Origin of the sequence: Brucella gallinifaecis (assembly GCF_006476605.1) — a bacterium.
GTDB lineage: Bacteria > Pseudomonadota > Alphaproteobacteria > Rhizobiales > Rhizobiaceae > Brucella > Brucella gallinifaecis.
Genome location: NZ_ML636805.1, coordinates 44,611 through 65,195 on the forward strand (window position 1 = coordinate 44,611; position 20,585 = coordinate 65,195).

Genomic DNA, 20,585 nt, shown 5'->3' on the forward strand with positions numbered 1-20,585 from the left:
ATTCAGAAATGCTTTACCAGTTTTTATTAAGATAACTGATAACAAAAAAGCGGACCCGAAGGCCCGCTTTTTTGTAATTCCAAAGCGATAACAATGAGCGCTTTGAGAATTGGCCAAAGTGCATTAGCGCTTTGAGAACTGGCCCAAAGTGCGTTAGCGCTTTGAGAACTGGAACGAACGGCGAGCCTTGGCCTTACCGTATTTTTTACGTTCAACAACGCGGCTGTCGCGGGTAAGGAAGCCACCCTTCTTGAGAACCGCGCGAAGGCCTGGTTCGTAATAGGTGAGTGCCTTGGAGATGCCGTGACGAACAGCGCCGGCCTGACCGGAAAGACCACCACCAATAACGGTAGCCACGATATCGAACTGGCCAGCGCGGTTTGACGCAACGATTGGCTGCTGCAGGATCATCTGCAGAACCGGACGTGCGAAATAGGCGGCAAATTCTTTGCCGTTGACTGTGATCTTGCCCGAACCTGGCTTGACCCAGACGCGAGCAATCGCATCCTTACGCTTGCCGGTCGCATAAGCGCGGCCCTGAGCGTCGATTTTCTGGACATGAACTGGAGCTGCGGCAGAGGCCGATGCTACGCTGCCGAGTTCTTCGAGCGAGTTAAGCTGCTCAGCCATGATTATGCATTCCCTTTGTTCTTGCGGTTCAGCGCTGCAACGTCCAGAACTTCTGGCTGCTGAGCTTCGTGCTGATGTTCTGCACCTTTGTAAACGCGCAGGTTCTTCATCTGGCGACGGCCAAGAGGACCGCGTGGGATCATGCGCTCGATAGCTTTTTCAAGAACGCGTTCCGGGAAACGACCTTCGAGAATCTGGCGAGCAGTACGCTCCTTGATGCCACCTGGGTGGCCAGTGTGCCAGTAGTAAACTTTGTCAGTATACTTCTTGCCGGTAAGAACAACCTTGTCGGCATTGATGATGATGACATTGTCGCCATCGTCTACATGCGGGGTGAAGGTTGCTTTATGCTTACCGCGCAGGCGATTGGCGACGAGGGATGCGAGACGACCGACGACGAGACCTTCTGCGTCGATCAGAATCCATTTCTTCACCACTTCGGCTGGCTTCTGAGAAAAAGTTGCCATTGAAGTCTTCCTTGACTTGATCCCTGATCTTGCGATCCGGGCTTTTCTTGTTGCTTGTTTGGTTGCGTCTGTCCTTATGACATCCAACCGTGAGAGCATATGAATGTAAGCTCCCATATGTTCCGAGTGGGTCGATACACAAACTCTGACAGGCCGTCAAGCGTTGTTTTTATGCTTATCTTTTAAAAATGCAATAAAAACAAGTAGTTACAATGTTGGTATTATAATACCATATTTTTTTATCCTCGTCGGCTTGAATAAGTTGCCATTGCACGGGCAATAAACCCATGCGTCTCGTTGAATGGCCGTGAATGTTGGAATTAATTTTCGCAATTTAAAATAATCACAAAAAATCCTTCTTTGCTTTCTCGCAACCAGAGCCTAACGTCAGTTCATATCATATGGCATAGGCTGTCAGGAGGAACTCATGTCTAAGCGCTCACCCGGTATCGAAACATTGGCAATTCACGCGGGTGCAAAGCCGGACCCGACCACGGGTGCTCGTGCTACGCCTATTTATCAGACCACATCTTTTGTGTTTGACGATGCCGATCATGCAGCATCTTTGTTTGGCTTGCAGGCTTTTGGCAATATTTATACACGCATAACAAATCCGACCACTGCCGTTTTGGAAGAGCGCATTGCAGCCCTTGAAGGCGGTACTGCTGCGGTGGCAACGGCTTCCGGTCATGCCGCACAATTGCTGGTGTTCCATACGCTTCTGCGACCGGGCGATAACTTCATCGCCGCACGCCAGCTTTATGGTGGTTCGATCAACCAGTTTGGTCAGTCGTTTAAATCATTTGACTGGCAGGTTCGCTGGGCCGATGCAACCAACCCGGCCGAGTTTGCAAAACAGATTGATGGCAAGACACGGGCAATCTTCATTGAAAGCTTTGCCAATCCCGGCGGCATTGTGGTTGATATTGAAGCGATAGCTGAAATCGCGCATGAGCACGGTTTGCCACTGATCGTTGATAATACGCTGGCATCACCTTATCTCTTGCGTCCTATTGAATATGGCGCGGATATTGTCGTGCATTCCCTGACCAAATTTATTGGTGGTCATGGCAATTCTATGGGGGGTATTCTGGTTGACGCAGGCACATTCGACTGGGCCAAGTCTGGCAATTATCCGCTTCTGACAGAAGCAAGGCCTGATTATGCAGGCATTGAGTTGCACAAAACCTTTGGCAATATTTCATTTGCAATTGCGGCCCGTGTGCTGGGGCTGCGCGATTTTGGACCTTCTATTTCGCCATTCAATGCTTTTCAGATCCTGACGGGCGTTGAAACATTGCCACTGCGTATGCAGCGTCATGTGGATAATGCTTTGAAGGTTGCTACATGGCTGCACGGCCATGAAAAAGTGTCTTGGGTCAATTATGCCGGGCTTCCCCATGACAAATACCATGCGCTTGCAAAAAAATACTCTCCAAAGGGCGCTGGTTCTGTTTTCACCTTTGGTCTCAAGGATGGTTATGAAGCAGGCGTGAAGTTCGTCAATAGCCTGGAACTGTTTTCATTGCTGGCCAATATTGGTGATACACGTTCGCTGGTTATCCATCCGGCATCAACGACGCATCGCCAGTTGGCGGATGAGCAGAAGATTGCTGCGGGTGCAGGTCCAGAGGTTGTGCGTCTATCAATTGGTATTGAAAATGCTGATGACATTATCGCTGACCTCGAACAGGCGCTCGCCAAGGTCTGATCTTGGCATCATACAAGCTGAGGAGGGCGCTTCGTTAATCGTTCGGAAATTCTGGCACGATTTATTGCGATGGCGTTCTCTGTCGGCTCCCAGTCATTACACCATTCGGCTGGAAAGTCGTTTAATAGCTTGTCGGTGGTGGTGAACTGCGGTGAATATCCACGAGCCAGCATTTCTGCTATCAGGGCAGTTTGTCGTTTTGCGAGATAGCCGAGTCGTGGGTAGAAAAAGCGTACATGCCCCTTGCCAAGAGTATAGGCGTTTGGGTTACGCGCATCATCCGGTTTTTCCCCACGCTCAATAGCTGCGCGAACCAAGGCGAAAACACGGGGTAATTCCCGGTATTCTGCTACAAGATGTGCCGCAGTTAGTTCCGATGGATATATGCAATTTATACGGGTCACTGTGTGACTGACCATCCAGCTTATTTAAATTTATAAGAATACAAACGTGAATCTTGCAGCAAGACAATAGCTATAGAAGGCTGTGATCAAAATCCCCATATTTGCTTATGTGAATAGCGGTAGTGCTTGAGAAAGCTTGCAGGAAACGTGATTCAAACCGAGTAGCGACCACTTCGTTCTTTCCAGTGCAGCATTATGCCAACCAGTCAAAACCATTTTGAAACGCCAATATGGAAAAAAACACCATATAGGCCAACAACATATAACAATTTCGATGGGGTAAATGGTGGGCGATGAGAGACTCGAACTCCCGACATCTTCGGTGTAAACGAAGCGCTCTACCAACTGAGCTAATCGCCCGACTGACCTTGCCAGCCGCTGTGAGAGCCGTTTAGGCTGTTCGTTTGAAGAGTGCAAGCGCAAAAATTATAAAAATGCATTTTTTTAGTTCACAGGCTGAAATCAATAGGCCCGCTGGGGATAACGCCTTGGCGAAGCACACTTTACATATAGAGTTGAGTGAAAAATATGATTCAGTTTTTTGGATATCGGTTGTTTTCTGTTCTGTTTGATTTGAGCGCTCTTTAATGAATGCTGGAGGAGGGGCGGATAAAAGTGAATGATAGAGATGTCTGCTAAAATGCGGCTTTTGAAATAAAATCAAAATTCTTATTTTTTATTCAGAGCACTCGCTTGACACTCTTGAAAGAACACCTTAAACGACCGCTCACACTGAACGGAAACGTTGGTGTTACCCAGCCAAATGGCTGAAAATGAAATGCGCGGGTGTAGCTCAGTTGGTTAGAGTGCCGGCCTGTCACGCCGGAGGTCGCGGGTTCGAGCCCCGTCACTCGCGCCATTTTCATTCTCAATATCGATGATATTATTTTGAATGGAAATGGCGTAAATCGCGATTCATCTTCCCTTAAATACAATCAATATTTGATGCTTTATTTATAGCCGAAAGACGTGGTTTTCTCGTTACCGGTTTGACTTGATTATTTATCATACGGGCAGGGCTATTTCGTTTTCCGCTTCCGGGCAAGGTAAGCGATAGAAAACATGCCGGCCAGAATGACCAGAATGTCGCCGCTGATGAGCAAATATGTGCTCAAGATTCTCTCCCGGTTTTTTCTGTCATTGATCTTTGGTGTTTTGCGCTGATCGGATCGTCCCAATTTTTTATAAGGGGCAGACGCGATTGCTTTCAGTAATGAAATTTAAAAGTTGCTGATGGATTTCAAAAGGCACACCAAATCACAGATTAAAGCTCTGGCGCCAATTTATTTTAAGAATCATATCTCAGACGATGAAATTCTTCTCACCCTTATATCGGGGTGGCGCTCCGCTGCGGCAGGAAAGCGCATTTTGTCTTGCTGGATTGATTCTAATCTCATGATGTTAGCGTGAGATAGTTTGTCTCTATTTAATCACGAAATTATGATGATTTCGTGCTATATGAAGTTTGAGTTGCATATATGGGCATGCAGATGGTGCATATTAAGCATCATGAACACACTATACCTGTCTGATCGTCCTGGAGGGCTTGCGCTTGCGTGCATGCTGCGCTAACCGTCCGGGCAAATGAACTACGTACGCACGGCATGCCTTTTGAAGCTGCTTGAGGCGACGAGGTCGCAAGAGATGCAATGTGTCGCATGGTGATGAGTTTTAAAAAGCTTATTACAGGCGGCATCGCCTCGTATTCAAGCCGGATAAGGATCATGAACGAGCTTTTAAGTTCCTATTTGCCGATTGTCATTTTTCTCGGCATCGCGATGGTAATTGGTGTAGCCCTTCTGGTTGCGCCGTTTCTTGTTGCGTACAGACAGCCCGACCCGGAAAAGCTTTCAGCTTACGAGTGTGGCTTCAATGCCTTTGATGACGCTCGGATGAAATTCGATATCCGTTTCTATCTGGTGTCGATTCTCTTCATTATCTTTGACCTTGAAGTCGCCTTCCTGTTCCCATGGGCTGTGTCCTTTGGTGAAATTGGCTGGTTCGGCTTTTTGTCGATGATGCTTTTCCTTGGTGTTTTGACCATAGGCTTCATCTATGAATGGAAGAAGGGAGCCCTCGAATGGGATTGACCGGCACAAATCAAGCGTCTGGATCGACACTCATTGCTCCGCAGCCAAAGGGTATTCTTGACCCGCGCACGGGTAAGCCTGTTGGTTCTGATGATGCGTTTTTCAACGATCTGAACAGCGAACTGTCCGACAAGGGGTTTATCGTCACATCTGCTGATGCGCTGATTACTTGGGCGCGTACCGGTTCGCTGATGTGGATGACCTTTGGTCTTGCATGTTGCGCTGTGGAAATGATGCATATTTCCATGCCGCGTTATGATGCTGAACGTTTTGGTATCGCGCCGCGTGCATCTCCGCGTCAGTCGGATGTGATGATCGTTGCAGGCACGCTGACCAACAAGATGGCGCCGGCACTGCGCAAGGTCTATGATCAGATGCCAGAACCGCGTTATGTCATTTCAATGGGGTCCTGTGCGAATGGCGGGGGCTATTACCACTACTCCTATTCTGTAGTGCGTGGCTGTGACCGTGTTGTTCCGGTTGACATCTATGTGCCGGGCTGTCCTCCGACGGCTGAGGCGCTGCTTTATGGCATTCTAATGCTTCAGAAGAAGATCCGCCGCACGGGTACGATCGAGCGCTAATCGGACCTTCGGGACTGGGTGGTGCAAGAGGTTTTGTTAGAACTTGATCTGTTTTCCCAAGGATGGATCGGGGGCTAAAAAAGGAAGTTAGAGATATGAGCGAAGAAGCTCTTGGTGAACTTTCCGGCTATATCAAGGAACGTCTCGGCGATGCGATCGAAGAGGCGAAGCTGGCCTATGGTGAGCTGACGCTTTCAGTTCCGGTCACAAGCCTGATCAGCGTTCTGACGTTTCTGCGCGATGATGTGCAGTGCCAGTTCGTGAATCTGACAGATATTTCCGGCGTTGATTATCCACAGCGTGCCAAGCGTTTTGACGTTGTTTATCAGTTCCTGTCACCGCGGCAGAATTTGCGCATTCGTGTGAAGATTCAGGCTGATGAGGATACGCTGGTTCCTTCTGCTGTGTCGGTTTTTGTCGGCGCCGAGTGGTTTGAGCGCGAAGCCTACGACATGTATGGCATTCTGTTCTCTGGCCACCCTGATCTGCGCCGCATTCTGACCGATTACGGTTTTGAAGGACATCCGCTGCGCAAGGACTTCCCGACCACTGGTTTCGTTGAAGTTCGCTACAGCGATGAAGCCAAGCGTGTCATTTATGAGCCTGTCGTGCTGCGACAGGAATTCCGCAATTTTGACTTTCTCTCGCCATGGGAAGGGACGGATTACGTCCTGCCGGGCGATGAAAAAGCCAAGACGAACTGAGCGACGGGAAGCTGAACATGGCTGAGACTCAGGTCCGCAACTTCAATATTAACTTTGGTCCGCAGCACCCTGCTGCGCACGGCGTTTTGCGTCTTGTTCTTGAACTTGACGGCGAAGTCGTGGAACGTGTTGATCCGCATATCGGTCTGCTGCATCGCGGCACCGAAAAGCTGATGGAAACGAAGACCTATCTTCAGGCTTTGCCTTATCTCGACCGCCTCGACTATGTGGCGCCGATGAATCAGGAACATGCCTATGCATTGGCTGTTGAGCGTTTGCTTGGCATCACAGTGCCCAAGCGTGGCCAGTTGATTCGTGTTCTTTATTCGGAAATCGGTCGTATTCTGAACCATCTTCTGAACGTAACCACACAGGCCATGGACGTTGGTGCCTTGACACCGCCGCTCTGGGGCTTTGAAGAGCGTGAAAAGCTGATGGTGTTTTACGAGCGCGCCTGTGGCGCACGTATGCATGCAGCCTATTTCCGTCCGGGTGGCGTTCATCAGGATATTCCTGACCAGCTCGTCGAAGATATCGGCAAGTGGATTGATCCGTTTCTTGCAACGACGCTGACCAATCTCGACAATCTGATCACGCCAAACCGTATTTTCAAGCAGCGTAACGTTGATATTGGCGTTGTTTCGCTCGAAGATGCATGGGCATGGGGCTTCTCGGGCGTCATGGTTCGTGGTTCGGGTGCTGCATGGGATCTGCGTAAGTCGCAGCCTTATGAATGCTACAACGAAATGGAATTCGACATTCCAATCGGCAAGAACGGCGACTGTTATGACCGTTACCTGATCCGTATGGAAGAAATGCGCCAGTCGGCTCGCATCATGCGCCAGTGCGTTGATCTTCTGCTTGGCAAGGAGCGTGTTGGTCCTGTTTCGCATACGGACAACAAAATTGTGCCGCCAAAGCGTGGCGAGATGAAGCGCTCGATGGAAGCGCTCATCCATCATTTCAAACTTTACACGGAAGGCTATCATGTGCCCGCCGGTGAAGTTTATGCAGCAGTCGAAGCGCCAAAGGGTGAATTTGGCGTCTTCCTCGTATCGGATGGCTCCAACAAGCCTTACCGCTGCAAGCTGCGTGCGCCGGGCTTTGCCCATCTTCAGGCTATGGATTTCCTGTGCCGCGGCCACATGCTGGCTGACGTGTCGGCAATCCTTGGCTCGCTCGATATCGTGTTTGGTGAGGTTGACCGCTGATGTCCGTTCGCCGTCTCGCAGATGATGCCGTCCAGCCGGCTGGTTTCGCTTTTAACGCGGAAAATCAGGTCTGGGCGCAGAAGACAATTGCAAAATACCCGGAAGGCCGTCAGCAGTCGGCTGTTATTCCGCTGCTCATGCGTGCGCAGGAGCAGGAGGGATGGGTCACAAAAGCCGCTATTGAACATGTAGCTCACATGCTCGATATGCCGCTGATCCGTGTTCTCGAGGTTGCAACATTCTATACACAGTTCCAGCTCAAGCCAGTTGGTACACGTGCACATATTCAGGTTTGCGGCACCACGCCATGCATGTTGCGCGGTGCAGAAGCGCTGATGGATGTGTGCCGTCATAAAATCCACCACGATCCATTCGAGCTCAATGCCGAAGGCACACTGTCGTGGGAAGAAGTTGAATGTCAGGGCGCTTGCGTCAATGCGCCAATGGTCATGATCTTCAAGGATGCGTATGAAGACCTGACGCCGGAACGCCTTGCTGAAATCATCGATACATTTGAAGCAGGTAAGGGCGACACTATTAAGCCGGGTCCACAGGATGGTCGTATCACGTCTGAGCCAATGGGCGGATTGACCTCTCTGACAGAAGATCTGGATTATAAAAAGGTTGGTCTGGAAACCCGTAAGGCATCTGATGCCGCTGTTGCCAAAGCCAAGGCGGAAGCCGAAGCAAAGGCAAAGGCTGAAGCAGAAGCCGCAACCAAAGACGGAAGCAGGTGAGACATGCTGGCTGATAAGGATCGCATCTTCACCAATATCTATGGCTTTAAGGACCAGTCGCTGAAAGGCGCCATGTCTCGCGGCCATTGGGATAATACCAAAGGTTTTATTGAGCGCGGACGCGACTGGATCATTAATGAAATGAAGGCTTCCGGCCTTCGTGGACGTGGTGGTGCAGGCTTTCCAACCGGCATGAAATGGTCATTTATGCCAAAGGAAGTGACGGACCGCCCGCATTATCTTGTCGTCAATGCCGATGAATCCGAGCCGGGTACCTGTAAGGACCGCGAAATTCTGCGTCATGATCCGCATACGCTGATCGAGGGCTGTGTGATTGCCGGCTGTGCCATGGGCGCCCATACTGCCTACATCTATCTGCGCGGCGAATTCATGCGTGAGCGTGAAGCACTGCAGGCTGCGATTGACGAGTGCTATGATGCAGGTCTTCTTGGCAAGAATAACAAGTGCGGCTGGGATATGGATATATTCCTTCATCACGGCGCAGGCGCTTATATCTGTGGCGAAGAAACAGCTCTGCTTGAAAGCCTTGAAGGCAAGAAGGGACAGCCACGTCTCAAGCCGCCATTCCCTGCAAATATGGGTCTTTATGGCTGCCCGACAACGGTTAATAACGTTGAATCGATTGCGGTTTCTCCGACAATCTTGCGTCGCGGCGGTGCATGGTTCTCGTCGATTGGCCGTCCGAACAATGTCGGTACCAAGCTGTTCCAGATTTCCGGTCATGTGAACACGCCATGCACGGTCGAGGAAAGCCTCGGCATCACATTCCGCGAGCTGATCGAAAAGCACGCTGGCGGCATTCGTGGCGGCTGGGACAATCTCCTTGCCGTTATTCCCGGTGGCGCATCCTGCCCGATTATCAAGGGCGAAGACATGATGGATGCCATCATGGATTTTGACGGTATGCGCGAGAAGAAATCTTCGTTTGGCACCGGTGGCGTGATTGTCATGGACAAGTCCACTGATGTGATCAAGGCCATTGCCCGTCTTTCTGCTTTCTTCAAGCATGAAAGCTGCGGCCAGTGCACGCCTTGCCGCGAAGGTACCGGCTGGATGTGGCGCGTTATGGAGCGCATGGTCAAGGGTAACGCGCAGAAGCGCGAAATCGACATGCTTCTTGATGTCACCAAGCAGATTGAAGGTCATACGATCTGTGCGCTTGGTGATGCTGCTGCATGGCCTGTTCAGGGCTTGATCCGCAATTTCCGCCCGGAAATTGAAAAGCGCATTGATGATTATACGCGCAACGCTGTTCAGAGCCGCAACATCCGCCTCGAAGCGGCTGAGTAAGCGGAAGAATACGTTGTATGTCCGCCCGGGAAGGGCGGACTTGAGAGTTTGACATCTGGAAGATGCGGCAAGAGCCGCAGGTTTGGATAAGCGATGGCAAATATTAAGGTTGACGGCACAGAGATCGAAGTACCCGATCACTATACGCTCCTTCAGGCTGCCGAAGCCGCGGGGGCTGAAGTCCCGCGTTTTTGTTTCCACGAACGGCTTTCCATCGCTGGAAACTGCCGCATGTGCCTTGTTGAAGTGAAGGGTGGTCCGCCAAAACCGGCAGCATCCTGCGCTATGGGCGTTCGCGATCTGCGTCCGGGTCCCAATGGCGAAGCGCCTGAAATTTTCACCAATACGCCTATGGTCAAGAAGGCCCGCGAAGGCGTGATGGAATTCCTGCTTATCAACCATCCGCTCGATTGCCCGATTTGCGATCAGGCCGGTGAGTGCGATTTGCAGGATCAGGCCATGGCCTTTGGTACCGATGGCTCGCGCTATCGCGAAAACAAGCGTGCGGTCGAAAACAAATATATTGGACCACTCGTCAAAACCGTGATGACGCGCTGCATTCACTGCACGCGCTGCGTCCGTTTCACGACCGAAGTGGCTGGTATTTCGGAACTGGGCCTTATTGGCCGCGGTGAAGATGCTGAAATCACCACCTATCTTGAACGTGCAATGACCTCGGAACTTCAGGGCAATGTTATCGATCTTTGCCCGGTTGGTGCTCTGACATCACGTCCATATGAATTCCAGGCGCGTCCGTGGGAATTGAACAAGACTGAAACCATCGATGTGATGGATGCTGTCGGTTCTAATATCCGCGTTGATACCCGTGGCCGTGAAGTGATGCGCATCATGCCGCGCGTCAATGAAGCGGTGAATGAAGAGTGGATTTCCGACAAGACCCGCTTCATCTGGGATGGCCTGCGCACCCAGCGCCTTGATCGCCCATATGTGCGCAAGGATGGCCGTCTGGTCGCAGCTTCCTGGCCAGAAGCTTTCGCAGCAATCGCTGCCAGGGTTTCTGCTACTTCCGCTGACAAGATCGGTGCAGTTGCTGGTGATCTTGCTTCGGTTGAAGAACTTTATGCTCTGAAAAGCCTTATCGCATCGCTCGGCTCGAACAATATTGACAGCCGTCAGGATGGCGCAGCCCTTAATCCAGCTCTGGGGCGTTCAAGCTATCTTTTTAACGCGACGATCGAAGGCATTGAAAATGCTGACGCTCTTCTGATCATCGGCTCCAATCCACGCATTGAAGCCGCTGTTCTGAATGCACGTATTCGCAAGCGTCAACGCATGGGTCATTTCCCGATCGCTCTGATCGGTGAACAGGCTGAACTGCGTTATGATTACGAATATCTTGGTGCAGGCGCAGATACACTTTCAGCCGTTGCTTCCGGTAAAAATGCATTCCGTGATGTATTGGCCAAGGCTGAACGTCCGCTGATCATTGTTGGTCAGGGCGCATTGACCGGTGAAAACGGTGCTGCGGTTCTTGCCTCAGCTGCAAAGTTGGCAACAGATGTTGGTGCGATCAGCGCGGAGTGGAACGGTTTCTCGGTGCTGCACACGGCTGCATCCCGCGTTGGTGCTCTTGATCTTGGCATTGTTCCGGGTGAGGGCGGCAAGGCTGCTAACGACATGCTGGGCAATCTTGATGTTGTGTTCCTGCTTGGTGCAGACGAACTCGACATGACAAAGAAGGCATCAAGCTTCATTGTCTATATCGGTACACATGGCGATGCCGGTGCACATGCCGCTGACGTTATCCTTCCGGGCGCAACCTATACCGAAAAATCGGGCACATGGCTTAATACTGAAGGTCGTGTACAGTTTGGCAACCGGGCCGGTTTTGCTCCGGGCGAAGCGAAGGAAGACTGGGCAATCCTGCGTGCTCTTTCCGACACGCTTGGCAAGCGTCTGCCATTTGACAGCCTGTCGCAGCTTCGTGCCAGGCTCTATGCAGACTTCCCGCATATGATGGCGATTGACACGATTGCACCTGGCAATGCTGACGATCTGGCCGCACTGGCAGCAAAAGCAACTAAACTTTCTGGCGGCGCAGCGTTTGTTTCGCCGATCAAGGATTTCTATCTGACGAACCCAATCGCGCGTGCTTCTGCTGTCATGGCTGAATGTTCGGCGCTTGCGGCCGGCAGCTTCCAACAGGCAGCTGAGTAAGCGAGAGAGAGACGGAATAATGGACGGAATTTTTGCAGCTTACGTCTTGCCCGCGCTTATCATAGCGCTGAAGTCGGTCGTTCTGCTTGTCGTATTGCTGATCGTCGTGGCTTACCTGCTTTATGCGGATCGTAAGATCTGGGCAGCCGTGCAGCTTCGTCGTGGACCAAATGTTGTTGGTCCATGGGGCTTGTTTCAGGCTTTCGCCGATCTTCTGAAGTTTGTCTTCAAGGAACCGATTATTCCTTCGGGCGCGAACAAGGGTGTGTTTCTTCTTGCACCTTTCATCTCAGCGGTTCTGGCAATGGCAACATGGGCGGTCATCCCGGTCAATGAAGGCTGGGCGATTGCAAATATCAATGTCGGCATTCTCTACATCTTCGCCATTTCTTCGCTCGAAGTTTACGGCGTGATCATGGGCGGCTGGGCTTCCAACTCGAAGTATCCATTCTTGGGTGCACTTCGTTCGGCTGCGCAGATGGTCTCTTATGAAGTGTCGATCGGTTTCGTGATCGTTACGGTTTTGCTTACTGTTGGCTCGCTTAATCTGACAGACATTGTGCTTTCGCAGAATACGGGTCTTGGTACATCGCTTGGTCTGCCTGCTTCGTTCCTTGACTGGAACTGGCTGGTTCTGTTCCCGATGTTTGTGATCTTCTTCATTTCGGCACTTGCTGAAACGAACCGTCCGCCATTCGATCTTGTTGAAGCTGAATCCGAACTCGTGGCCGGTCATATGATCGAATATTCATCCACGCCGTTCCTTCTGTTCTTCCTGGGCGAATATGTGGCGATCACCCTGATGTGCGCCCTGATGACCACACTCTTCCTTGGCGGCTGGCTGCCTCCGGTTGATGTATGGTTTCTGAACTGGGTTCCGGGCATCATCTGGTTCATGCTCAAGCTTTGCTTCTGCTTCTTCCTGTTTGCAATGGTGAAGGCTTTTGTACCGCGCTACCGTTATGATCAGCTGATGCGTCTGGGCTGGAAAGTGTTTCTGCCGATCTCGCTCGCTATGGTTGTTCTGACCGCGACCGTCATCAAAGTCTTCGATCTGGTGTAAGGAGAAAGATAAATGGCTTCTTTCGCACATGCAGCGAAATCACTCCTTCTCAAGGAATTCGTTGCGGCTTTCTTCCTCTCCATGCGCCAGTTCTTTGCGCCCAAGGCGACATTGAACTACCCGCATGAAAAGGGTCCTCTCTCGCCCCGTTTTCGTGGCGAACATGCATTGCGCCGTTATCCCAACGGCGAAGAACGTTGCATTGCATGCAAGCTTTGCGAAGCGATCTGCCCGGCGCAGGCTATCACCATTGAAGCGGGTCCCCGCCGCAATGACGGCACGCGCCGCACGGTTCGTTACGATATTGATATGGTGAAGTGCATCTATTGCGGTTTCTGTCAGGAAGCCTGTCCGGTGGATGCAATTGTTGAAGGTCCGAACTTTGAGTTTGCGACTGAAACCCGCGAAGAGCTTTACTATGACAAGGACAAGCTCCTTGCCAATGGTGATCGCTGGGAACGCGAAATTGCGCGTAACATTGCGATGGATGCGCCATATCGCTGATTGACCTTGCTGAAACCTTGTTTCGGCATCCGGTTTTAAAAGCGGCAACAACAGGAGCAATCCTGTTTGTTGCCTGAATTCAAGTTTCGCGTTTATCGCGATAAACAAGACTAAGCGGGCAGAGCAATAGGGCTTTGTCCACGGAAAGGTGTTGGGGGATCCCCATGCTGACAGGTATTGCGGCAGCGTTCTTCTATCTGTTCGCCTTTATCATGATCGCAAGTGCGTTCATGGTGATTGCGGCACGCAACCCCGTGCATTCAGTGCTGTTTCTGATCCTCGCTTTCTTCAATGCGGCGGCGCTGTTTTTGCTCACAGGGGCCGAGTTCCTCGCCATGATTTTGCTCGTCGTTTATGTCGGTGCTGTGGCGGTTCTCTTCCTCTTCGTTGTGATGATGCTGGATGTTGATTTCTCCGAATTGAAGCGTGGTGCGCTGCAATATGCGCCGGTTGGTGCTTTGATCGGACTTATCCTGCTGGGCGAGCTGATTGTCGTTTTTGCGGGTTCGATATTCACGCCGAAACTGGGGCAGGGCGCAGTTCCGATCCCTGATCTGGCTGAACGCACCAACACAGCGGCTCTGGGTGATATTCTTTACACTGACTATGTTTTCAACTTCCAGATTGCCGGATTGGTTCTTCTTGTTGCCATGATTGGTGCGATTGTCCTGACGCTGCGGCATAAGCCGAATGTCAAGCGCCAGTCGATCCCGGATCAGGTTGCTCGTACGCCTGAGACGGCGATCGAGATCAAGCAGGTCGAAACAGGCAAGGGCATCTGAGGATAAGAATATGGAAATCGGTATTGCTCATTATCTGACCGTTTCAGCCATCCTGTTCACACTTGGCGTTTTCGGTATTTTCTTAAACCGCAAGAACGTCATTGTTATCCTGATGTCTGTCGAATTGATCCTTCTTTCGGTCAATCTCAATTTTGTGGCGTTTTCTTCTGTGCTTGGCGATATGGTCGGGCAGGTTTTCGCGCTGTTCGTTCTGACTGTTGCGGCTGCTGAAGCAGCTATCGGTCTGGCAATCCTCGTTGTTTTCTTCCGTAATCGCGGTTCTATCGCGGTGGAAGACGTCAATGTTATGAAAGGTTGACGGGCAAATGCTCTATAACGCGATCGTCTTCCTTCCGCTTATCGGCTTTCTCATTGCTGGCTTGTTTGGCAATAAGATCGGCGCCAAAGCGAGTGAATACATCACTTCCGGCCTGATGGTGATCGTTGCGATCCTGTCATGGGTTGTGTTTTTCAAGATCCCGCTCGGTCATGATGCCGAGACGGTTCGTATCCCTGTGTTGCATTGGGTTACATCCGGTTCTCTGTCATTTGACTGGGCTTTGCGTATTGATACATTGACCGGCGTCATGCTTGTCGTGGTCAACTCGGTCTCGGCACTGGTGCATATCTATTCGATCGGGTACATGCATCACGATCCGCATCGTCCGCGCTTCTTTGCTTATCTGTCGCTCTTCACCTTTGCCATGCTCATGCTGGTGACATCAGATAATCTGATCCAGATGTTTTTCGGCTGGGAAGGCGTGGGTCTCGCTTCTTACCTTCTGATCGGTTTCTGGTTTCAGAAACCTTCGGCAAATGCTGCTGCAATGAAGGCTTTCGTTGTCAACCGCGTTGGTGACTTTGGCTTCCTGCTTGGTATTTTTGGTTTGTTCGCGCTGTTCCAGTCGGTTGATTACAACACGATCTTTGCAGCCGCAGCAAATTATCTGCCAGCCGATGGCGCTGCCGATACCGGTGCAGTCGTTCTCAATTTCCTCTGCTATGAACTGCATAAGGAAACTGCACTTACCGTTGTCTGTCTGCTCTTGTTCATGGGTGCTATGGGTAAGTCGGCGCAGTTCCTGCTGCACACCTGGCTGCCTGACGCGATGGAAGGCCCGACACCTGTTTCCGCACTTATCCACGCGGCAACGATGGTGACTGCGGGTGTGTTCCTGGTTGCGCGTATGTCGCCAATTTTTGAACTTTCGCATAATGCGCTGCTGATCATTACGATTATAGGTGCAACAACAGCATTCTTTGCTGCAACCGTTGCGCTTGTGCAGAACGACATCAAGCGCGTGATTGCTTATTCGACCTGTTCGCAGCTTGGTTACATGTTTGCGGCTCTGGGTGTCGGTGCTTATGGCGCTGCCGTATTCCACCTCTTCACGCACGCTTTCTTCAAGGCGCTTCTGTTCCTTTGCGCAGGTTCGGTTATCCATGCCGTTTCTGACGAGCAGGATATGCGGCGCATGGGTGGCCTGCGTAAGCTGATCCCGATCACCTACTGGATGATGATGATCGGTACTGTTGCGATTACGGGTCTGGGCGTTCCGGGCACGGTTATCGGTACCGCTGGTTTCTTCTCGAAAGATGCCATCATTGAATCGGTTTTCGCATCGCACAGCTTTGCTTCCGGTTATGCTTTCACGCTTCTGGTGGTTGCGGCTCTGTTTACGAGCTTTTACTCATGGCGCCTGATTTTCATGACCTTCTACGGTAAGCCCCGTGCTTCTGCTGAAGTCATGCATCACGTTCATGAATCACCTCCGGTCATGCTCGTGCCATTGCTGATCCTTGCTGTCGGTGCCTTGCTTTCCGGTGTCGTGTTCAAGGAATACTTCTTCGGTCACGAATATGCTGAATTCTGGAAGGGTACGCTCTTCACCTTGCCAAGCAACGAAATCCTTGAACATTATCACCATGTTCCGCTGTGGGTTAAGTTGTCGCCGTTCATCGCTATGCTGATCGGTCTGGTAACAGCATGGATATTCTACATCCGTGCGCCACACATCCCGAAGGCACTCGCAGAGCGTCATCGTGGCCTGTACCAGTTCCTTCTCAACAAGTGGTACTTCGACGAACTTTACGATCTTATCTTCGTTCGTCCAGCGCGTGCTCTTGGCCGTTTCTTCTGGAAGGTTGGTGATGGCAAGATTATCGACGGGTATGGACCGAATGGTGTGGCAGCACGCGTTCTTGATGTTACAGGTCGCGTTGTGAAGATGCAGTCGGGTTACCTTTATCATTACGCATTCGCGATGCTTATCGGCGTCGCCGCGCTCGTCACCTGGATGATGCTCGGGAGCTCTTTCTGATGACCGATTGGCCAATTCTTTCTACGGTCACATTTCTGCCGCTCGTCGGCGCCTTGTTGATCCTTCTCATCAAGGATGACAGCGAAGCCTCGCGTCGCAACATCAAGAATGTTGCGTTGCTCACCACGGTTTTCGTTTTCATTCTGTCACTTGTTGTCTGGGCCGGTTTTGATAATTCAAATCCGGGCTTCCAGATGGTCGAGCAGCTTGACTGGCTCGGTGGTGGTATCACCTACCATATGGGCGTTGACGGCATTTCGATGCTGTTTGTCGTGCTCTCTGCTTTCCTCATGCCTTTCTGCGTGCTGGCAAGCTGGTTCGCCATCGACAAGCGCGTCAAGGAATATATGATCGCTTTCCTCATTCTGGAAACGCTCATGATCGGCGTGTTCTGTGCGCTTGATCTGTTCCTGTTCTATGTGTTCTTTGAAGCAAGCCTTATTCCGATGTTCATTATCATCGGCGTATGGGGCGGCAAGCGCCGCGTTTATGCAAGCTTCAAGTTCTTCCTCTATACGCTGCTCGGCTCCGTACTGATGCTGATCGCGATCATGGCAATGTACTGGCAGGCCGGTACGCTCAATATCGTCGAGCTGCTGAAATACGACTTCCCGGCAGGTATGCAGACGTGGTTGTGGCTGGCTTTCTTTGCCTCTTTCGCAGTCAAGATGCCAATGTGGCCGGTTCATACCTGGTTGCCGGATGCGCACGTTGAAGCGCCGACAGCAGGTTCGGTCATTCTGGCGGGTATTCTTCTCAAGCTCGGCGGTTACGGCTTCCTGCGCTTCTCGCTGCCCATGTTCCCGCTGGCATCTGCCGATTTTGCACCGTTCATCTTTGCACTTTCAGTGATTGCTATTGTCTATACCTCGCTTGTTGCTCTGGTGCAGGAAGACATCAAGAAGCTGATCGCCTATTCGTCGGTTGCGCATATGGGCTATGTGACGATGGGTATTTTCGCAGCCAATGAGCAGGGTGTGCAGGGTGCAATCTTCCAGATGCTTTCGCATGGTATCGTTGCCAGTGCATTGTTCCTCTGTGTTGGCGTGATCTATGATCGCATGCATACCCGTGAGATTTCGGCCTTTGGCGGTCTTGTCAATAATATGCCGAAATACGCAGTTGCCTTCCTGATCCTGACGATGGCGAATGTCGGCCTTCCGGGTACGTCTGGCTTTATTGGTGAATTCCTCACGCTGTTCGGTGTGTTCCGCGTCAATACGTGGGTCGCTCTGTTCGCAACATCAGGTGTGATCCTGTCGGCAGCCTATGCGCTGTGGCTCTATCGCAATGTGGTGTTTGGTGCGCTGACCAAGGAAAGCCTCAAGGGGCTTCTCGACCTCAGCCCGCGTGAAAAGCTGATCCTGTATCCGCTTGTGGTGCTTACCATCTTCTTCGGTGTGTATCCGGTTCCGGTCTTCGATGTGACCGCAAGCGCCGTGCATGCACTGGTTACTAATTATGACGCAGCGCTGGCAAATGCCGCTAGCGCTACGCTGGCGCAGTAAAGTAAAGGCGTAGGCTTGATGCAAACCGACCTGATTGCTTCCCTGTCTCTCGCAGCTCCCGAGGTTCTCCTCGCGCTGAGCGGACTGGCATTGCTCATGATCGGCGTGTTCTCCGGAGAGCGCGCCTCAACCCTCGTCAATGGCCTTGCTGTTGCAGTTCTGATTGCAGCGCTCGCACTTGTCGTTATCTTCCCACATAATGGCAGCGCCTTTGGCGGTGCCTTTGTCAGCGATGCGTTTGCACGCTTCATGAAGGTGTTGACACTGATCGGCTCCATCGTGGCGCTGATCATGTCTGTTGGCTTTGCGCGTGAAGAGAAATTCGACAAGTTCGAATTCCCTGTGCTGATCGTGCTTTCGACACTGGGCATGCTCATCATGGTGTCGGCATCGAACATGCTGACACTCTATATGGGCCTCGAATTGCAGTCGCTCGCCCTTTATGTGCTGGCAGCCTTCAATCGTGACAGTGTTCGTTCGACAGAAGCTGGCCTAAAATACTTTGTTCTCGGTGCGCTATCATCGGGCATGCTGCTATATGGTATCAGCCTGGTCTATGGTTACACCGGCCATATTGGTTTTGCCGAAATTGCCAGTGCCATTTCCGGTGGCGAGCGTCAGCTTGGTCTGGTGTTTGGTCTGGTGTTCATTCTGGCGGGTCTCTGCTTCAAGATTTCCGCCGTTCCATTCCATATGTGGACGCCGGACGTTTATGAAGGTTCGCCAACGCCGGTAACTGCATTCTTTGCAGCCGCTCCAAAGATGGCTGCAATGGCTCTGATTGTCCGTGTTGTTGAAGGTGCCTTTGCTCCAGTTACGCATGACTGGCAGCAGATCATTACCTTCATTGCAATCGCATCGATGGTGCTGGGTGCCTTTGCCGCTATTGGCCAGCGTAATATCAAGCGTCTGATGGCCTATTCGTCGATCAGTCACATGGGCTATGCTCTTGTTGGTTTGGCTGCCGGTACGGTGATCGGTGTTCGCGGTGTTGCACTTTACATGGCGATTTATCTCGTCATGACGCTTGGCAGCTTTGCGTTCATCCTGTCCATGCGGACCAAGGAAGGCAATGTCGAAAAGATCGATGATCTTGCAGGTCTGTCACGCACCAATCCGGTGATGGCAACAATCATGACCATCATGCTGTTTTCGCTTGCCGGTATTCCGCCGCTCGCTGGTTTTTTTGGTAAGTGGTACACTTTTGTTGCTGCGGTTGAAGTCGGTCTTTATCCGCTGGCAATCATCGGCATTGTGGCCTCTGTTGTCGGTGCGTTCTATTATCTTCGCATGATCAAGGTCATGTGGTTTGATGAGCCGGTCACGACTTTTGTCCCGGCAGCAATCGAATTGCGTCTGGTACTGCTTGTCTCGGGTGCCTTCGTCCTGTTCTATGGATTGATCGGTGGCTGGCTTGGCGGTCTGGCTGAAACTGCAGCGAAGACGTTCTTCTGAGCATGACAATGAACAAGGCCGAAGGTGATGGCAATCGTTTCACGCTGGCACCTGCGGCTTTGGCAGACAATTATCGACTGGAGTTTTTTCCAGTCGTTGGTTCGACCAATGCAGAGGCGCTTGAGCGGGCGAATGCCGGCGATACAGGGCGCCTCTGGTTCGTTTCTCCCAAACAGGAGAGCGGGCGAGGGCGCCGTGGCCGCACATGGACCGCACCTGAAGGCAATCTTGCAGCAACGCTTCTGCTGGTTGACCACTTTGAACCCCAGATTGCTGCTACTTTAGGCTTTGTTGCGGGATTGGCGCTGGCTGATGCTGTTGATGCGGTTTTGCCGCAAACCATTGCAGCCAAAGTCAATATCTCCCTCAAATGGCCCAATGACGTTTTGGTCGATGGCGCTAAACTTTCCGGTATTCTGCTTGAATCAACCTTGCTTCCAGAGGGACGCTTTGGCATTGCCGTTGGCATGGGCACCAATGTCGTCGCTGCACCACAGGGCTTGCCTTATGCTGCAACCTCTATCAACGAACTGGGCGCAAATACGGATGCAGCCACACTGTTTCTGGCTCTTTCAGATGCGTGGTGTCATTACCATCGCATCTGGAATCAGGGGCGTGGTCTCAACACAATCCGCGAGCTTTGGCTGAAGCGTGCGCATGGTTTGGGCCAACCGGTGGCAATGCGCTTGAATGGCCGGATTGTCGAAGGCGTGTTTGAAACTATCGATTCGGATTGCCATCTTGTAATCCGCGAAGACGACGGAACGCGCGTGCCGGTAACAGCAGGCGATGTCTATTTTGGAACCGCAGCCTCTGTCAAAGCCGGTTCCTGACCGAATATTTGTGAACAATCTGCCTCTTTGCACGCTGTTCCGGGCTTGCAAACTATCGGTAGTCGGTTCAACAGAGGCATAATAAATTCAAA

19 protein-coding genes and 2 tRNA genes are annotated in these 20,585 nt (G+C 51.5%); 17 read left to right on the plus strand and 4 right to left on the minus strand.

Translation table 11 applies throughout. From position 1 onward, the window contains the following. Positions 1-153: 153 nt before the first annotated feature. Together rpsI and rplM are read right to left on the minus strand one after the other, a co-directional pair. A complete protein-coding gene (gene rpsI, locus FHY56_RS10265) occupies positions 154-630 on the minus strand; it encodes a 30S ribosomal protein S9 (RefSeq protein WP_140905079.1) in 477 nt (158 codons plus the stop codon). Between the two features lie 2 nt (positions 631-632). After that, on the minus strand, positions 633-1,097 hold the full coding sequence (gene rplM, locus FHY56_RS10270) for a 50S ribosomal protein L13 (protein ID WP_140905080.1): 465 nt from the start codon (positions 1,095-1,097) through the stop codon (positions 633-635). 427 nt (positions 1,098-1,524) lie between these two features. Here rplM and FHY56_RS10275 point away from each other — a divergent pair, with 427 nt between their 5' ends. Continuing rightward, the gene (locus FHY56_RS10275; RefSeq protein WP_140905081.1) at positions 1,525-2,808 is read left to right on the plus strand and encodes an O-acetylhomoserine aminocarboxypropyltransferase; all 1,284 of its coding nucleotides are present in this window, start codon (positions 1,525-1,527) and stop codon (positions 2,806-2,808) included. 8 nt (positions 2,809-2,816) lie between these two features. Here the strand turns inward: FHY56_RS10275 and FHY56_RS10280 are convergent, their stop codons facing one another. Together FHY56_RS10280 and FHY56_RS10285 are read right to left on the minus strand one after the other, a co-directional pair. Beyond that, positions 2,817-3,212, minus strand: a complete 396-nt coding sequence (locus FHY56_RS10280; protein ID WP_140905082.1) for a pyrimidine dimer DNA glycosylase/endonuclease V — start codon at positions 3,210-3,212, stop codon at positions 2,817-2,819. Between the two features lie 284 nt (positions 3,213-3,496). Beyond that, a tRNA-Val gene (locus FHY56_RS10285) sits at positions 3,497-3,572 on the minus strand. 422 nt (positions 3,573-3,994) lie between these two features. On the opposite strand from FHY56_RS10285, the gene FHY56_RS10290 reads away from it, so the two are divergent. The 16 genes from FHY56_RS10290 (at position 3,995) to FHY56_RS10365 (ending at position 20,493) form a co-directional block, all read left to right on the plus strand. Then, a tRNA-Asp gene (locus FHY56_RS10290) sits at positions 3,995-4,071 on the plus strand. Positions 4,072-4,936: 865 nt separating this feature from the next. After that, positions 4,937-5,302, plus strand: a complete 366-nt coding sequence (locus FHY56_RS10295) for an NADH-quinone oxidoreductase subunit A (RefSeq protein WP_094506957.1) — start codon at positions 4,937-4,939, stop codon at positions 5,300-5,302. Beyond that, a complete protein-coding gene (locus FHY56_RS10300; protein ID WP_024897475.1) occupies positions 5,293-5,886 on the plus strand; it encodes a NuoB/complex I 20 kDa subunit family protein in 594 nt (197 codons plus the stop codon). Before FHY56_RS10295 ends, FHY56_RS10300 begins: the two co-directional genes overlap by 10 nt. Before the next feature lie 95 nt (positions 5,887-5,981). Beyond that, complete coding sequence (locus FHY56_RS10305) at positions 5,982-6,590, plus strand: NADH-quinone oxidoreductase subunit C (RefSeq protein WP_140905083.1); 609 nt, start codon at positions 5,982-5,984, stop codon at positions 6,588-6,590. A gap of 17 nt (positions 6,591-6,607) precedes the next feature. After that, the gene (locus FHY56_RS10310; RefSeq protein ID WP_140905084.1) at positions 6,608-7,801 is read left to right on the plus strand and encodes an NADH-quinone oxidoreductase subunit D; all 1,194 of its coding nucleotides are present in this window, start codon (positions 6,608-6,610) and stop codon (positions 7,799-7,801) included. Beyond that, positions 7,801-8,538 (plus strand): NADH-quinone oxidoreductase subunit NuoE, encoded by a 738-nt coding sequence (nuoE, locus tag FHY56_RS10315; protein ID WP_140905085.1) that lies wholly within the window; start codon positions 7,801-7,803, stop codon positions 8,536-8,538. Before FHY56_RS10310 ends, nuoE begins: the two co-directional genes overlap by 1 nt. 3 nt (positions 8,539-8,541) lie before the next feature. Next, positions 8,542-9,849, plus strand: a complete 1,308-nt coding sequence (gene nuoF / locus FHY56_RS10320) for an NADH-quinone oxidoreductase subunit NuoF (protein WP_140905086.1) — start codon at positions 8,542-8,544, stop codon at positions 9,847-9,849. Positions 9,850-9,942: 93 nt separating this feature from the next. After that, positions 9,943-12,027, plus strand: coding sequence for an NADH-quinone oxidoreductase subunit NuoG (nuoG, locus tag FHY56_RS10325; RefSeq protein WP_140905087.1), 2,085 nt, complete (start codon positions 9,943-9,945; stop codon positions 12,025-12,027). 19 nt (positions 12,028-12,046) lie between these two features. Continuing rightward, positions 12,047-13,090, plus strand: coding sequence for an NADH-quinone oxidoreductase subunit NuoH (gene nuoH / locus FHY56_RS10330; protein ID WP_140905088.1), 1,044 nt, complete (start codon positions 12,047-12,049; stop codon positions 13,088-13,090). Positions 13,091-13,102: 12 nt separating this feature from the next. Next, the gene (gene nuoI / locus FHY56_RS10335; protein WP_140905089.1) at positions 13,103-13,594 is read left to right on the plus strand and encodes an NADH-quinone oxidoreductase subunit NuoI; all 492 of its coding nucleotides are present in this window, start codon (positions 13,103-13,105) and stop codon (positions 13,592-13,594) included. Positions 13,595-13,758: 164 nt separating this feature from the next. Then, positions 13,759-14,376 (plus strand): NADH-quinone oxidoreductase subunit J, encoded by a 618-nt coding sequence (locus FHY56_RS10340; protein ID WP_140905090.1) that lies wholly within the window; start codon positions 13,759-13,761, stop codon positions 14,374-14,376. 10 nt (positions 14,377-14,386) lie between these two features. Continuing rightward, entirely contained in the window at positions 14,387-14,695 is a 309-nt protein-coding gene (nuoK, locus tag FHY56_RS10345; protein WP_140905091.1) for an NADH-quinone oxidoreductase subunit NuoK, read from the plus strand. A 7-nt stretch (positions 14,696-14,702) separates the two neighbouring features. Beyond that, positions 14,703-16,697: an NADH-quinone oxidoreductase subunit L gene (gene nuoL, locus FHY56_RS10350; RefSeq protein ID WP_140905092.1), complete on the plus strand. Its 1,995-nt coding sequence runs from the start codon at positions 14,703-14,705 to the stop codon at positions 16,695-16,697. Continuing rightward, positions 16,697-18,205, plus strand: coding sequence for an NADH-quinone oxidoreductase subunit M (locus FHY56_RS10355; protein ID WP_140905093.1), 1,509 nt, complete (start codon positions 16,697-16,699; stop codon positions 18,203-18,205). Before nuoL ends, FHY56_RS10355 begins: the two co-directional genes overlap by 1 nt. 18 nt (positions 18,206-18,223) lie before the next feature. Then, positions 18,224-19,660 (plus strand): NADH-quinone oxidoreductase subunit NuoN, encoded by a 1,437-nt coding sequence (gene nuoN / locus FHY56_RS10360; protein ID WP_140905094.1) that lies wholly within the window; start codon positions 18,224-18,226, stop codon positions 19,658-19,660. A gap of 8 nt (positions 19,661-19,668) precedes the next feature. Continuing rightward, a complete protein-coding gene (locus FHY56_RS10365; RefSeq protein WP_140905095.1) occupies positions 19,669-20,493 on the plus strand; it encodes a biotin--[acetyl-CoA-carboxylase] ligase in 825 nt (274 codons plus the stop codon). The last annotated feature ends 92 nt before the right edge of the window (positions 20,494-20,585 follow it).

Coding starts and splice junctions, on each gene's coding strand:
- FHY56_RS10275 (WP_140905081.1), top strand. CDS start 1,525: ATGTCTAAGCGCTCACCCGGTATCGAAACATTGGCAATTCACGCGGGT.
- nuoH (WP_140905088.1), top strand. CDS start 12,047: ATGGACGGAATTTTTGCAGCTTACGTCTTGCCCGCGCTTATCATAGCG.
- FHY56_RS10340 (WP_140905090.1), top strand. CDS start 13,759: ATGCTGACAGGTATTGCGGCAGCGTTCTTCTATCTGTTCGCCTTTATC.
- FHY56_RS10365 (WP_140905095.1), top strand. CDS start 19,669: ATGAACAAGGCCGAAGGTGATGGCAATCGTTTCACGCTGGCACCTGCG.
- nuoG (WP_140905087.1), top strand. CDS start 9,943: ATGGCAAATATTAAGGTTGACGGCACAGAGATCGAAGTACCCGATCAC.
- nuoL (WP_140905092.1), top strand. CDS start 14,703: ATGCTCTATAACGCGATCGTCTTCCTTCCGCTTATCGGCTTTCTCATT.
- FHY56_RS10300 (WP_024897475.1), top strand. CDS start 5,293: ATGGGATTGACCGGCACAAATCAAGCGTCTGGATCGACACTCATTGCT.
- nuoI (WP_140905089.1), top strand. CDS start 13,103: ATGGCTTCTTTCGCACATGCAGCGAAATCACTCCTTCTCAAGGAATTC.
- nuoK (WP_140905091.1), top strand. CDS start 14,387: ATGGAAATCGGTATTGCTCATTATCTGACCGTTTCAGCCATCCTGTTC.
- FHY56_RS10305 (WP_140905083.1), top strand. CDS start 5,982: ATGAGCGAAGAAGCTCTTGGTGAACTTTCCGGCTATATCAAGGAACGT.
- FHY56_RS10295 (WP_094506957.1), top strand. CDS start 4,937: ATGAACGAGCTTTTAAGTTCCTATTTGCCGATTGTCATTTTTCTCGGC.
- FHY56_RS10310 (WP_140905084.1), top strand. CDS start 6,608: ATGGCTGAGACTCAGGTCCGCAACTTCAATATTAACTTTGGTCCGCAG.
- nuoF (WP_140905086.1), top strand. CDS start 8,542: ATGCTGGCTGATAAGGATCGCATCTTCACCAATATCTATGGCTTTAAG.
- FHY56_RS10355 (WP_140905093.1), top strand. CDS start 16,697: ATGACCGATTGGCCAATTCTTTCTACGGTCACATTTCTGCCGCTCGTC.
- rplM (WP_140905080.1), bottom strand. CDS start 1,097: ATGGCAACTTTTTCTCAGAAGCCAGCCGAAGTGGTGAAGAAATGGATT.
- nuoE (WP_140905085.1), top strand. CDS start 7,801: ATGTCCGTTCGCCGTCTCGCAGATGATGCCGTCCAGCCGGCTGGTTTC.
- rpsI (WP_140905079.1), bottom strand. CDS start 630: ATGGCTGAGCAGCTTAACTCGCTCGAAGAACTCGGCAGCGTAGCATCG.
- nuoN (WP_140905094.1), top strand. CDS start 18,224: ATGCAAACCGACCTGATTGCTTCCCTGTCTCTCGCAGCTCCCGAGGTT.